The 12,844-nt window shown below is 54.0% G+C and carries 12 protein-coding genes and 1 pseudogene; all 13 read left to right on the top strand.

The features are described 5' to 3' along the window. Nucleotides 1-1,932 (top strand): tyrosine-protein kinase Wzc (gene wzc / locus FDX01_RS06960; protein ID WP_249360894.1); only part of this gene is annotated, 1,932 nt, incomplete at its 5' end. Between the two features lie 75 nt (nt 1,933-2,007). Beyond that, on the top strand, nt 2,008-2,850 hold the full coding sequence (gene wcaA, locus FDX01_RS06955) for a colanic acid biosynthesis glycosyltransferase WcaA (RefSeq protein ID WP_096756582.1): 843 nt from the start codon (nt 2,008-2,010) through the stop codon (nt 2,848-2,850). Nucleotides 2,851-2,852: 2 nt separating this feature from the next. Next, a complete protein-coding gene (gene wcaB / locus FDX01_RS06950) occupies nt 2,853-3,341 on the top strand; it encodes a colanic acid biosynthesis acetyltransferase WcaB (protein WP_137399504.1) in 489 nt (162 codons plus the stop codon). After that, nucleotides 3,338-4,555, top strand: a complete 1,218-nt coding sequence (gene wcaC / locus FDX01_RS06945; RefSeq protein ID WP_137399503.1) for a colanic acid biosynthesis glycosyltransferase WcaC — start codon at nt 3,338-3,340, stop codon at nt 4,553-4,555. Before wcaB ends, wcaC begins: the two co-directional genes overlap by 4 nt. Beyond that, nucleotides 4,530-5,747: a colanic acid polymerase WcaD gene (gene wcaD / locus FDX01_RS06940; RefSeq protein ID WP_137399502.1), complete on the top strand. Its 1,218-nt coding sequence runs from the start codon at nt 4,530-4,532 to the stop codon at nt 5,745-5,747. Before wcaC ends, wcaD begins: the two co-directional genes overlap by 26 nt. A 5-nt stretch (nt 5,748-5,752) precedes the next feature. Continuing rightward, entirely contained in the window at nt 5,753-6,499 is a 747-nt protein-coding gene (gene wcaE / locus FDX01_RS06935) for a colanic acid biosynthesis glycosyltransferase WcaE (RefSeq protein WP_137399501.1), read from the top strand. Between the two features lie 9 nt (nt 6,500-6,508). Beyond that, nucleotides 6,509-7,063, top strand: a complete 555-nt coding sequence (wcaF, locus tag FDX01_RS06930) for a colanic acid biosynthesis acetyltransferase WcaF (RefSeq protein WP_096756587.1) — start codon at nt 6,509-6,511, stop codon at nt 7,061-7,063. 24 nt (nt 7,064-7,087) lie between these two features. Beyond that, entirely contained in the window at nt 7,088-8,209 is a 1,122-nt protein-coding gene (gene gmd / locus FDX01_RS06925; RefSeq protein WP_096756588.1) for a GDP-mannose 4,6-dehydratase, read from the top strand. A gap of 2 nt (nt 8,210-8,211) precedes the next feature. Continuing rightward, nucleotides 8,212-9,177, top strand: coding sequence for a GDP-L-fucose synthase (locus FDX01_RS06920; protein ID WP_137399500.1), 966 nt, complete (start codon nt 8,212-8,214; stop codon nt 9,175-9,177). A gap of 2 nt (nt 9,178-9,179) precedes the next feature. Then, complete coding sequence (locus tag FDX01_RS06915) at nt 9,180-9,659, top strand: GDP-mannose mannosyl hydrolase (protein WP_137399499.1); 480 nt, start codon at nt 9,180-9,182, stop codon at nt 9,657-9,659. Then, nucleotides 9,656-10,879 carry a colanic acid biosynthesis fucosyltransferase WcaI gene (gene wcaI / locus FDX01_RS06910; protein ID WP_137399498.1) on the top strand — a complete coding sequence of 408 codons (1,224 nt, stop codon included), beginning with the start codon at nt 9,656-9,658 and terminating at the stop codon, nt 10,877-10,879. The genes FDX01_RS06915 and wcaI overlap by 4 nt, the downstream gene beginning before the upstream one ends. A 3-nt stretch (nt 10,880-10,882) precedes the next feature. Next, complete coding sequence (cpsB, locus tag FDX01_RS06905; protein ID WP_135911811.1) at nt 10,883-12,319, top strand: mannose-1-phosphate guanyltransferase; 1,437 nt, start codon at nt 10,883-10,885, stop codon at nt 12,317-12,319. A 149-nt stretch (nt 12,320-12,468) separates the two neighbouring features. Next, nucleotides 12,469-12,844: pseudogene (gene cpsG / locus FDX01_RS23610) on the top strand (colanic acid biosynthesis phosphomannomutase CpsG); the annotation flags it as partial.

Here is a 12,844-nt window from a genome sequence, read left to right as displayed (position 1 = left end):
TCGGCGTTATCGAATAAACCACCCGCCTCGGAAGCCGAAATTCAGCTGATTAAGTCGCGGCTGGTATTGGGGAAAACGGTGGACGATCTGGATCTGGATATCGCCGTCACCAAGGAGACGTTCCCGCTGTTTGGGGCAGGTTGGGACCGGCTGATGGGCCGCCAGAACGAAACGGTTAACGTGACGACGTTCACCTTACCAAAGGCAATGAATGAGCAAGCGTTCACCATTAAGGTGCTGAATAATAAAAGTTATCAGCTGATCAGTGACGGCGGTTTTAGCGCCCAGGGTCAGGTTGGACAGCCGTTAAACCACGGCGGCGTCACGATGCAGGTTAACGCTATTCATGCTGCTGCTGGCAGCGCCTTTACTGTCAGCAAATATTCCACGCTGGGCATGATAAACGCCCTGCAAAATAACCTCAGCGTGACGGAAACCGGCAAAGACACCGGCGTTTTGAGCCTGACATTCACCGGCGAGGACCGCGAGCAGATCCGCCAAATTCTCGACAGCATCACCCGTAACTACCTTGAACAAAACATCGTACGCAAATCCGAAGAGGCCGCCAAAAGCCTGGCATTTTTGGCCAGGCAGTTGCCGGAGGTGCGTAACCGTCTGGACGTTGCCGAAAACAAACTGAACGCCTTTCGTCAGGATAAAGATTCAGTCGATTTACCGCTGGAAGCCAAAGCGGTGCTGGATTCGATGGTTAACATTGACGCCCAGTTGAATGAACTGACGTTCAAGGAGGCGGAAATCTCCAAGCTGTTCACCAAAGCGCATCCGGCTTACCGCACGCTGCTGGAAAAACGTCAGGCGCTGGAAGATGAGAAAGGCAAACTGAACGGCCGGGTGACGGCGATGCCAAAAACGCAGCAGGAAATTGTCCGTTTGACCCGCGATGTGGAGTCCGGTCAGCAGGTCTATATGCAGTTGCTGAACAAGCAGCAGGAGCTGAAGATAACCGAAGCCAGCACGGTAGGGGATGTGCGTATTGTCGACCCGGCCATTGCTCAGCCCGGTGTGCTGAAGCCGAAAACTGCGCTGATTATTCTCGGCAGTATTCTGCTAGGCCTGATGCTATCAGTGGTCGGCGTGCTGCTGCGTTCGCTGTTCAACCGCGGCATCGAAAGCCCGCAGGCGCTGGAAGAACAGGGAATCAACGTATATGCCAGTATTCCGCTGTCGGAATGGCAAAAAGCGCGTGATAACGTGCAGACCATTAAAGGCATCAAACGTTACAAGCAAAGCCAACTGCTCGCGGTGGGGAACCCAACGGATCTGGCGATAGAAGCGGTGCGCAGCCTGCGCACCAGCCTGCACTTCGCCATGATGCAGGCGCGCAATAATGTGCTGATGCTCACTGGCGTCAGCCCATCAATTGGCAAAACCTTTGTCTGTGCCAACCTGGCGGCGGTGATCAGCCAGACCAATAAACGCGTGCTGCTGATCGACTGCGATATGCGCAAAGGGTACACGCATGAGTTGCTGGGCACCAATAACGTCAACGGTCTGTCCGACATCCTTGTGGGTAAGGGCGATATGGCCACTTGCGCCAAACCGACGTCTATTCCTCATTTCGATCTGGTCCCGCGCGGTCAGGTGCCCCCCAACCCTTCTGAACTGCTGATGAGCGAGCGTTTTGGCGAGCTGATTGCCTGGGCCAGTGCGCGCTATGACCTGGTACTGATTGATACCCCGCCCATTCTGGCGGTGACCGACGCGGCCATTGTTGGCCGTCATGTTGGCACCACGCTGATGGTCGCTCGTTATGCCGTCAACACCCTGAAAGAGGTGGAAACCAGCCTGAGCCGCTTTGAGCAAAACGGGATTCAGGTTAAGGGCGTGATCCTCAACTCCATCTTCCGACGCGCAAGCGGGTATCAGGATTACGGCTACTACGAATATGCATACACGTCGGATTCGAAATAAATAACCAACCCTGCCGGATGCGGCGTAAACGCCTTATCCGGCCTACAGAAACATATTTATACCCTGGGAATGAAAATGACCACAGACAACCCGCTCATTTCAATTTATATGCCGACCTGGAATCGTCAGCAACTGGCGATCCGGGCGATTAAATCGGTCCTGCGTCAGGATTATCCGCACTGGGAGATGATCATCGTGGATGACTGCTCCTCTGCGTATGAACAATTAAAGCAGTATGTAGAAGAGCTGAACGATCCGCGCGTCACCTATACCCATAATGCCTTTAATTCCGGGGCGTGTGCGGTGCGCAATCAGGCCATTATGCAGGCCAGCGGGCAATATATTACCGGTATTGATGACGACGATGAGTGGACGCCGAATCGCCTGAGCGTGTTTCTAAAAGATCGCCATCAGCTGGTCACTCGGGCGTTTCTGTATGCCAATGATTATATCTGCGAAGGTGAAGTCTATTCCCAGCCCGCCAGCCTGCCGCTGTATCCCAAGTCGGTGTACTCACGGCGCAGGTTCTATAAACGCAACATTATTGGCAATCAGGTCTTTACTTGGGCGTGGCGGTTCAAAGCCTGCCTGTTCGATACCTCGCTGAAAGCGGCACAGGATTACGACATTTTTCTGCGCATGGTGGTGGCCTATGGCGAGCCATGGAAGGTCAATGAAGCCACGCAGATCCTGCATGTGAATCACGGCGAGATGCGCATTACCTCATCGCCGAAAAAATTCTCCGGTTACTTCCAGTTTTACCGTAAGCACAAAGGCAAATTTGACCGCGCCAGCAAAAAATATCAGCTGTTTACGCTGTATCAGATCCGCAACAAACGCATGAACTGGCGCACGTTACTGACCCTGTTGTCGCTGCGTAACGGTAAACGCCTGGCCGACGGTCTACGGGGGCGCTAAGTATGCTGGAAGATATCCGCGCCAATAGCTGGAGTCTGCGTCCGTGCTGCATGGTGATGGCCTATCGGGCCGCCCATTTTTGCTCTGTCTGGCGCAAAAAAAACGTGCTGAATAACCTGTGGGCCGCACCGGTGCTGGTGATGTATCGCCTGATTACCGAATGTATTTTCGGCTATGAAATCCAGGCGGCTGCGACTATCGGCCGTCGTTTTACTATTCATCATGGCTATGGCGTAGTCATCAACAAACGCGTGGTGGCCGGGGACGATTTTACCCTGCGTCATGGCGTGACCATCGGCAACCTCGGCGCAAACGATCTGGCCTGTCCGACGATCGGCAACGGCGTTGAGTTGGGGGCCAATGTCACCTTGCTGGGCGATGTCGTCATTGGTCATAACGTGACGATTGGTGCTGGCAGCGTCGTTGTGGACAGCGTGCCGGACAATACGCTGGTGGTGGGTGAGAAAGCGCGAGTAAAGGACGTAAAATGAATATCCTGCAATTTAATGTCCGACTGGCAGAAGGCGGCGCGGCAGGGGTGGCGATGGATTTACACCTGCGGGCGCTGGAGCATGGGCTGTCGTCGCGCTTCATTTATGGCTACGGCAAAAGCGGTAAGAAAAGCCTCAGCCACCATCACTATCCGCAGGTGTTCAAGCATACGCCGCGCCTGACGTCGGCGCTGAATATTGCGCTGTTTCGCTTCGCTAACCGCGACCTGTTTGGCAATCTCGACAATCTGTATCGTACAGTCACCCGCACCGCAGGCCCGCTGGTGCTGCATTTTCACGTGCTGCACAGCTACTGGCTGAATCTGGAAGAGGTGGTGACGTTTTGTCAAAAGGTGCAGGCGCATAAACCGGATGTCACCTTTGTCTGGACGCTGCACGATCACTGGAGCGTGACCGGGCGCTGCGCGTTTACTGACGGCTGCGAAGGCTGGAAAACCGGCTGCCGGAAATGCCCGACGCTGAGTAATTATCCACCGGTTAAGGTTGATAAAGCGCATCAACAACTGCCCGGCAAACGCCAGATGTTTCGCGCCATGCTGGCGCTGGGTTGTCAGTTTATCTCCCCCAGTCAGCATGTGGCTGACGCGTTTAACAGCCTGTACGGCGCGGGGCGCTGCGCCATTATCAACAACGGGATCGATGTCGCGACCGAAGCCATTCTCAGTGATTTGCCGCTAAACGATGAGCCTCGCAGCCGGCCGAAAATCGCCATCGTGGCTCACGACCTGCGCTATGACGGCAAAACCAACCAACAGTTGGTGCGACAGATGATGGCGCTGGGCGACAAAATAGAGCTGCATACCTTCGGCAAATTCTCGCCGTTTAGCGGCGCGAACGTGGTCAATCATGGATTTGAAACCGACAAGCGCATACTGATGAGTGCGCTTAACCTGATGGATGGACTGGTGTTCAGCTCGCGAGTGGATAACTACCCGCTGATTTTATGCGAAGCGCTTTCTATCGGCGTACCGGTGATTGCCACGCACAGTGAGGCTGCGCAGGAAGTACTGGCAAAATCGGGGGGCAAAACCTTCAGTGAAGAGGATGTCCTGCAGCTGGTGCAGTGCAATAAAACGGCGATCGCGCAGGCGGTATTCGGTACGTCGCTGGCGGCCTTTCGCCAGCGCAGCCGCAGCGCCTACAGCGGCCAACAGATGCTGGAGGACTATGTCTCGTTCTATCAGAATCTGTAGCTATTTGATGCTGCCGCTGCTGTACCTGCTGGTCAACGTTAAGCTTGTGCAGTTGGGGGAAAGTTTTCCGGTCACCGTGGTCACGTTTTTGCCGCTGCTGTTGTTGCTGTTTGTTGAGCGTATCAATATCAAAAAACTGCTGATTGCGCTGGGGATTGGCGGTGGGCTGACGGCCTTTAATTACCTGTTTGGTCAGTCGCTGGATGCCAGCAAATATGTGACCTCCACCATGCTGTTTGTCTATACGGTGATCATTATTGGCATGGTCTGGAGTATTCGCTTTAAAACCGTCTCCCCGCATAACCACCGTAAGATTTTACGTTTTTTCTGGCTGGTGGTGGGGCTGGTGGTGGCGCTGGCTGCGGTTGAGATGGCGCAGATTATTCTCACCGGTGGCAGCAGTTTAATGGAAGCAATTTCGAAATATCTTATTTACAGCAACAGTTATGTTCTGAACTTTATTAAATTTGGTGGTAGACGAACTACCGCTCTTTATTTCGAACCGGCATTCTTTGCTCTGGCATTAATCTCAATTTGGCTCAGCATCAAACAGTTTGGTATCAAAACGCCTAAGACCGATGCTATGATTCTGGCAGGGGTGATATTATCAGGATCGTTTTCAGGGGTAATGACTTTTATTTTATTTTACCTGTTAGAGTGGGCATTTCAGTATCTGAACAAAGAAGCGATAAAAAAGAAGTTACCGCTGGCGATAATCTCACTTAGCGTGTTTATGGTTGGCGTAATATTTGCTTTTCCCTACATTGCCACACGACTTGGTGATTTAGGCACGGAAGGGTCGTCATCGTATTACCGTATTGTGGGGCCGCTGGTGATGGTCGGTTATTCATTACTCAATATCGATGGCGTAGTCAGATTTGGCTCACTTTATGAATATGTAGCGTCATTCGGAATCTTTAACGGTGCAGATGTCGGGAAAACAATAGACAATGGTTTGTATCTGCTGATTATTTATTTCTCATGGTTCGCTGTGATATTAGCGGTGTGGTACATGGGAAAAGTTCTGAAAATGATGTTAAATGCGTTTGGCGATAATCCGAATTATCAGGTGCAGCTTTATCTTTTTACGCCGCTGTCGCTGTTTTTTACCGGTTCAGTATTTAGCCCGGAATATGCGTTTTTAATTGTTTGTCCGTTTATTTTGCGCAAGGCGCTAAATATCGCGAGGTAATTCCTATGCTGCTCACTATTATCACCGTCGCCTTTCGTAATCTGCAGGGGATCGTCAAAACCCACGCATCGCTAGCCCATCTGGCGCAGGCGGGCGACATCAGCTTTGAATGGATTGTGATCGATGGCGGTTCTGCGGACGGTACGCAGGCATTTCTGGAAAATCTCAACGGTGAGCACCGGTTACGGTTTGTCAGCGAACCGGACAACGGTATTTATGATGCGATGAACAAAGGCATTGCCTTGGCGCGAGGGCGGTTCGCACTGTTTCTGAACTCCGGTGATATTCTGCATGCGGATGCTGCGTCATTTATCCGCCAGCTCAAAACGCAAAGCGACAAGGCGATGGTGATCGGCGATGCGCTGCTGGATTTTGGCGATGGAAATAAAATTAAGCGTCGTGCCAAGCCCGGTTGGTATATTTACCACAGCCTGCCGGCCAGTCATCAGGCGATATTTTTTCCGGTTAGTGGATTGCATGCCTGGCGTTACGATCTGCAATTTAAGGTGTCGTCTGATTATGCGTTGGCCGCAAAATTATATAAATCTGGTTATTCCTTTAAAAAATTAAGCGGACTGGTCTCTGAGTTTTCTATGGGCGGCATATCGACGACAAATAATCTTGAGTTATGTCGGGATGCAAAAAAGGTCCAGCGTCAGATATTACATATGCCGGGCTTTTGGACCGAACTGTCCTGGCATTTGCGCTTACGCACCACCGGTAAGGCCAAAACCTTATATGGCAAAATGTAAGGGGTAAATATGCAGGATTTAAAAGGCTTCACGATGCCGAAAGGCTTTCGCGGAGGTGGTGCAATTAAAGTGCAATTATGGTGGGCGGTACAGTCAACATTATTTCGACTATCACCGCAGGTGATGTACCGCTGGCGCGCATTTTTATTACGTTTATTCGGCGCGAAGATAGGAAAAAACGTCGTTATTCGACCTTCAGTAAAAATAACCTATCCGTGGAAATTAACCCTGGGTGATTACGCATGGGTGGGTGATGACGCGGTGTTATATACGCTGGGCACGATTACGATTGGTGCCAATGCTGTTATCTCGCAAAAAAGTTATTTATGTACCGGTAGCCATGATTATGCCAGCCCGCACTTTGATATTAACGCCACGCCGATTGTGATTGGCGAGAAATGCTGGCTGGCGACAGATGTATTTGTCGCACCCGGCGTGACGATTGGGGCGGGCACTGTCGTTGGGGCGCGAAGCAGCGTTTTTAAATCGCTGCCCGCCAATGCCGTTTGTCGGGGAAATCCTGCGGTCGTAACGCGCGAACGCGTTGAGAAAGTTACTCCCTGAGGGGATCATTTAAGAGGTGTAAACATGTCAAAAGTCGCTCTCATTACTGGCGTAACCGGGCAGGATGGTTCTTACCTGGCAGAACTTCTGTTGGAAAAAGGGTATGAAGTTCATGGGATTAAACGTCGTGCGTCGTCGTTTAACACCGAGCGAGTGGATCATATTTATCAGGATCCGCACTCGGGTAATCCAAAATTTCATCTGCATTACGGCGATCTGACGGATACCTCCAACCTGACCCGTATTTTACAGGAAGTTCAGCCGGATGAAGTCTATAACCTCGGGGCGATGAGCCACGTGGCAGTATCGTTTGAATCCCCGGAATACACCGCGGACGTCGATGCGATTGGTACGCTGCGCCTGCTGGAGGCGATCCGCTTCCTCGGCCTCGAAAAGAAAACCCGCTTCTATCAGGCCTCCACATCTGAACTGTACGGCCTGGTACAGGAAACGCCGCAGAAAGAGACCACGCCGTTCTACCCGCGTTCTCCGTATGCGGTCGCCAAACTGTACGCCTACTGGATAACCGTCAATTACCGCGAATCCTACGGCATGTTCGCTTGTAACGGCATTCTGTTTAACCATGAGTCTCCGCGCCGGGGCGAAACGTTCGTTACCCGCAAAATTACCCGGGCGATTGCCAACATTGCGCAGGGGCTGGAGTCATGTCTGTATCTCGGCAACATGGATTCCCTGCGTGACTGGGGCCACGCCAAAGATTACGTGCGCATGCAGTGGATGATGCTGCAACAGGATCAGCCGGAAGATTTTGTTATTGCCACCGGCGTGCAGTACTCCGTGCGCCAGTTTGTCGAAATGGCGGCCGCGCAGCTGGGCATTAAATTGCGTTTTGAAGGGCAGGGTGTTGAGGAGAAAGGCATTGTCGTGTCGGTGACCGGACACGATGCGCCGGGCGTGAAGCCGGGTGACGTGATGATTGCGGTCGATCCGCGTTATTTCCGTCCGGCAGAAGTCGAAACGCTGCTCGGTGATCCGGCAAAAGCGCACGACAAGCTAGGCTGGAAGCCGGAAATCACCCTGAGCCAGATGGTCAGCGAAATGGTTGCCAACGATCTGGAAGCGGCGAAGAAACATTCTCTGCTGAAATCTCACGGCTATGAGGTCGCCATCGCGCTGGAGTACTGAGGATGATGAAACAACGTATTTTTGTGGCGGGCCATCGCGGGATGGTGGGGTCCGCCATCGTCAGGCTGCTGGCTACGCGCGACAACGTGGAGCTGGTGCTGCGTACCCGTGATGAACTGAATCTGCTGGATGCCCGTGCAGTGCAGCAGTTTTTTGCCACCGAACGTATCGACGAGGTGTACCTGGCGGCGGCGAAGGTGGGTGGAATCGTGGCGAACAATACTTATCCCGCTGATTTTATTTACGAAAATATGATGATTGAGAGCAACATCATTCACGCGGCGCACTGCCATAACGTGAATAAGCTGTTGTTCCTCGGCTCATCCTGCATTTACCCGAAGCTGGCCAACCAGCCGATGGGTGAAAGCGAACTGTTGCAGGGAACGCTCGAGGCCACTAATGAGCCCTACGCGATTGCCAAAATCGCCGGGATCAAACTGTGCGAGTCGTATAACCGTCAGTACGGTCGTGATTACCGCTCGGTGATGCCCACCAATCTGTACGGGCCGCAGGATAACTTTCATCCGAGTAACTCGCACGTGATCCCGGCACTGCTGCGCCGCTTTCATGAAGCCTGCGCACAAAATGCGCCGGATGTAGTGGTGTGGGGGAGCGGCACGCCAATGCGCGAGTTCCTGCACGTGGATGACATGGCTGCCGCCAGCATTCATGTGATGGAACTGGACCGCGAGGTCTGGCAGGAACATACCCAGCCGATGTTGTCGCACATCAACGTGGGAACCGGCGTGGACTGCACCATTCGCGAACTGGCGCAAACGGTCGCGAAGGTCGTGGGCTACAAAGGTCGCGTGGTGTTTGACGCCAGCAAACCGGACGGTACGCCACGCAAATTGCTGGATGTTACGCGTTTACACCAGTTGGGCTGGTACCACGAGGTCTCGCTGGAGGACGGGCTTGCCAGCACGTATCAGTGGTTCCTTAAAAATCAGCAGCGGTACCGGGGGTAAAAATGTTTTTACGTCAGGAAGAATTTGCCACGGTAGTGCGCTGTGCGCCGCTGATTTCCATTGATTTGCTGGTGGAAAATGCGCGCGGTGAGTACCTGCTGGGCCAACGTCTCAACCGTCCCGCCCAGGGACTTTGGTTTGTGCCGGGTGGACGGGTGCAGAAGGATGAACGGCTCGAAGACGCGTTTGAGCGCCTGACGCTGGCGGAACTGGGGTTACGTTTGCCGCTGTCTTCCGCGGAGTTTTACGGCGTCTGGCAGCACTTCTATGACGATAACTTTTCGGGCACCGATTTCACCACCCATTATGTGGTGCTCGGTTTTCGCCTGAAGGTGAGCGAGGCAGACCTGCGTCTGCCCGATTCCCAGCATGACGACTACTGCTGGCTGACGCCGAAGGCGTTGCTGGCCAGCGATAACGTTCACGATAACAGCCGGGCGTACTTTATACCGCAACGTCAGGCCGGAGTGCCGGGCTTATGAAAATTCTGGTGTACGGCATTAATTATTCGCCGGAACTGACCGGGATCGGCAAATACACCGGCGAAATGGTGGAGTGGATGGCGCAAGCCGGGCATGACGTTCGGGTGATCACCGCGCCGCCTTACTACCCGCAGTGGAAAGTGAACGGCCGTTATTCCGCCTGGCGTTATCGTCGGGAAGAAGGCGATGCCACCGTCTGGCGCTGTCCGTTGTATGTGCCAAAGCAGCCCTCAACGCTGAAACGTCTGCTGCATTTAGGCAGTTTTGCCGTGAGCAGTTTTTTCCCGCTGATGGCGCAGCGACGCTGGAAGCCCGATCGCATTATTGGCGTGGTGCCGACGCTGTTTTGCACACCGGGGATGCGCCTGCTGGCGAAACTCTCCGGGGCACGCACGCTGCTGCACATTCAGGATTATGAAGTTGACGCCATGCTTGGCCTCGGAATGGCCGGGAACAGCAGGGGCGGCAAAGTGGCCACATTGGCCAGCGCGTTTGAACGCAGCGGCCTGCATAACGTCGACTATGTCTCAACCATCTCGCGTTCGATGATGAATAAAGCGCAGGAAAAAGGGGTCGCTGAAGAAAAGGTCATCTTCTTTCCTAACTGGTCGGAAGTGGCGCGATTTCGCGACGTGACCGCGGATGATGCCCGGGCGTTGCGGCAAAAACTCGGTGTGCCTGAAGGAAAAAAAATCATTCTTTACTCGGGCAACATCGGTGAAAAGCAGGGACTGGAGAGCGTGATTGATGCCGCCGACGAGCTGAGTGCTCAGCCCTGGCTGTTTGTGATTGTTGGGCAGGGTGGCGGCAAGGCGCGACTGGAAAACAGGGTCCGCGAGCGCGGCCTGGAAAACGTTAAATTTTTTCCCCTGCAATCTTATGACGCACTGCCTGCGCTGCTGAAGATGGCCGACTGTCATTTAGTGGTGCAAAAGCGCGGTGCGGCGGATGCGGTATTGCCCTCCAAGTTGACCAATATTCTTGCCGTGGGTGGCAATGCGGTGATCACCGCGGAGCCTGATACCGAACTGGGCCAGCTCTGCGAGGACCATCCGGGGATTGCGGTATGCGTGGAGCCGGAGTCGGTGAGCGCGCTGGTGGCCGGAATTACCCAGGCGCTAATCATGCCTGACATCAACACGGTGGCACGTGACTATGCCGAACGTACGCTGGAAAAAGACCGCGTGCTTAGCCAATTTATTGCAGATATACGGGGATAAATCATGCGTCAACGCACACTCTTTCCAGTGGTGATGGCCGGTGGCTCCGGTAGCCGGTTGTGGCCGCTGTCCCGCGTCCTGTATCCCAAGCAGTTCCTGTGCCTGAAGGGCGAACTCACCATGCTGCAAACCACGATATGCCGTCTGAACGGCGTGGAGTGCGAAAGCCCGGTGGTTATCTGCAACGAGCAGCATCGCTTTATCGTTGCCGAACAACTTAGACAGCTCAACAAGTTGACCGAAAATATCATTCTGGAACCCGCCGGGCGTAATACCGCCCCGGCGATTGCGCTGGCCGCGCTGGCGGCAAAACGTCACAGTCCGGACGTTGACCCGCTGATGCTGGTGCTGGCGGCAGATCACGTGATTACCGACGAAGAGGCGTTTCGCGAGGCGGTTCGCAATGCGATGCCGCATGCCGAGGCGGGCAAGCTGGTGACATTTGGTATCGTGCCGGACTCGGCACAGACCGGTTACGGCTATATTCGTCGCGGTGACGTTTGCCCCGCAACTACCGATACGGTTGCCTTTACGGTGGCGCAGTTTGTGGAAAAACCGGATCAGGACACCGCACAAGCCTACGTGGCAAGCGGCGATTATTACTGGAACAGCGGCATGTTTCTGTTTCGTGCCGGGCGTTATCTGGAAGAGCTGAAAAAGTACCGCCCCGACATTCTGAGTGCCTGCGAAAAGGCAATGAGCACGGTCGATCCCGATCTCGATTTTATCCGCGTCGATGAAGAGGCGTTTCTCGCCTGCCCGGAAGAGTCGGTGGACTATGCGGTGATGGAACATACCGTGGACGCGGTGGTGATGCCAATGAGCGCGGGCTGGAGTGACGTGGGATCGTGGTCTTCGCTGTGGGAGATCAGCGCTCATACCGCCGAAGGCAACGTGCATCACGGCGATGTGATTAGTCACAAAACCGAAAACAGCTACGTGTACGCGGAGTCCGGACTGGTGACCACAGTCGGAGTGAAAGACCTGGTGGTGGTGCAGACCAAAGACGCGGTGCTGATAGCCGATCGCAACGCGGTCCAGGATGTGAAAAAAGTGGTGGAGCAGATTAAAGCTGACGGCCGCCATGAGCATCATATTCACCGCGAAGTGTACCGCCCGTGGGGCAAGTATGACTCCATCGACGCCGGAGAACGTTACCAGGTTAAACGCATTACCGTAAAACCTGGCGAGGGATTGTCGGTGCAGATGCACCATCACCGCGCAGAGCATTGGGTGGTGGTGGCTGGGACGGCGAAGGTGACGATCGATGATGACATCAAACTGCTCGGTGAAAACGAGTCTGTCTATATCCCTCTGGGAGCGACGCACTGTCTGGAGAACCCCGGAAAAATCCCGCTCGATCTGATTGAAGTGCGATCGGGATCCTACCTTGAAGAGGACGACGTAGTGCGCTTTGCCGATCGCTACGGTCGGGTGTAGGTACTGAATATCTTGCCGGATGGCGCTGCGCTTATCCGGCCTACAACACCGTAGGCCCGGTAAGTGAAGCGCACCGGGCAATGCATTTAACACTCATTAAAAGGCTCATTAAGAGTCAGGGCCAACTGTTGCCTGAAGAAGGGTAAAACATGACGACATTAACCTGTTTCAAAGCCTACGACATTCGCGGCAGGCTGGGCGTAGAGCTCAATGAAGACATTGCCTGGCGCATTGGTCGCGCCTGCGGTGAGTTTCTGCAACCGAAAACCATGGTGCTGGGCGGTGATGTCCGCCTGGCCAGTAACGCATTGAAGATGGCGCTGGCAAAAGGGCTGCAGGATGCGGGCGTGGATGTGCTGGATATCGGCATGTCGGGTACCGAAGAGATTTACTTCGCCACCTTCCACCTCGGCGTGGACGGCGGTATTGAAGTGACCGCCAGCCATAATCCGCTGGATTACAACGGCATGAAGCTGGTACGTGAGGGCGCGCGGCCCATCAGCGGCGATAGCGGTCTGCGCGAGA

This window comes from Citrobacter sp. wls613 (assembly GCF_005281195.1).
In the GTDB taxonomy this organism is placed as follows: Bacteria; Pseudomonadota; Gammaproteobacteria; order Enterobacterales; family Enterobacteriaceae; genus Citrobacter; species Citrobacter gillenii.
The sequence above is the reverse complement of the archived record's forward strand: the minus strand, read 5'-3'. Positions and strand labels throughout refer to the sequence as shown.

Excerpts from the sequence above, each read along its gene's own strand:
- cpsB (WP_135911811.1), top strand. The coding sequence starts at position 10,883 with ATGCGTCAACGCACACTCTTTCCAGTGGTGATGGCCGGTGGCTCCGGT.
- wcaI (WP_137399498.1), top strand. The coding sequence starts at position 9,656 with ATGAAAATTCTGGTGTACGGCATTAATTATTCGCCGGAACTGACCGGG.
- wcaF (WP_096756587.1), top strand. The coding sequence starts at position 6,509 with ATGCAGGATTTAAAAGGCTTCACGATGCCGAAAGGCTTTCGCGGAGGT.
- gmd (WP_096756588.1), top strand. The coding sequence starts at position 7,088 with ATGTCAAAAGTCGCTCTCATTACTGGCGTAACCGGGCAGGATGGTTCT.
- FDX01_RS06915 (WP_137399499.1), top strand. The coding sequence starts at position 9,180 with ATGTTTTTACGTCAGGAAGAATTTGCCACGGTAGTGCGCTGTGCGCCG.
- wcaB (WP_137399504.1), top strand. The coding sequence starts at position 2,853 with ATGCTGGAAGATATCCGCGCCAATAGCTGGAGTCTGCGTCCGTGCTGC.
- wcaD (WP_137399502.1), top strand. The coding sequence starts at position 4,530 with ATGTCTCGTTCTATCAGAATCTGTAGCTATTTGATGCTGCCGCTGCTG.
- wcaE (WP_137399501.1), top strand. The coding sequence starts at position 5,753 with ATGCTGCTCACTATTATCACCGTCGCCTTTCGTAATCTGCAGGGGATC.
- wcaA (WP_096756582.1), top strand. The coding sequence starts at position 2,008 with ATGACCACAGACAACCCGCTCATTTCAATTTATATGCCGACCTGGAAT.
- FDX01_RS06920 (WP_137399500.1), top strand. The coding sequence starts at position 8,212 with ATGATGAAACAACGTATTTTTGTGGCGGGCCATCGCGGGATGGTGGGG.
- wcaC (WP_137399503.1), top strand. The coding sequence starts at position 3,338 with ATGAATATCCTGCAATTTAATGTCCGACTGGCAGAAGGCGGCGCGGCA.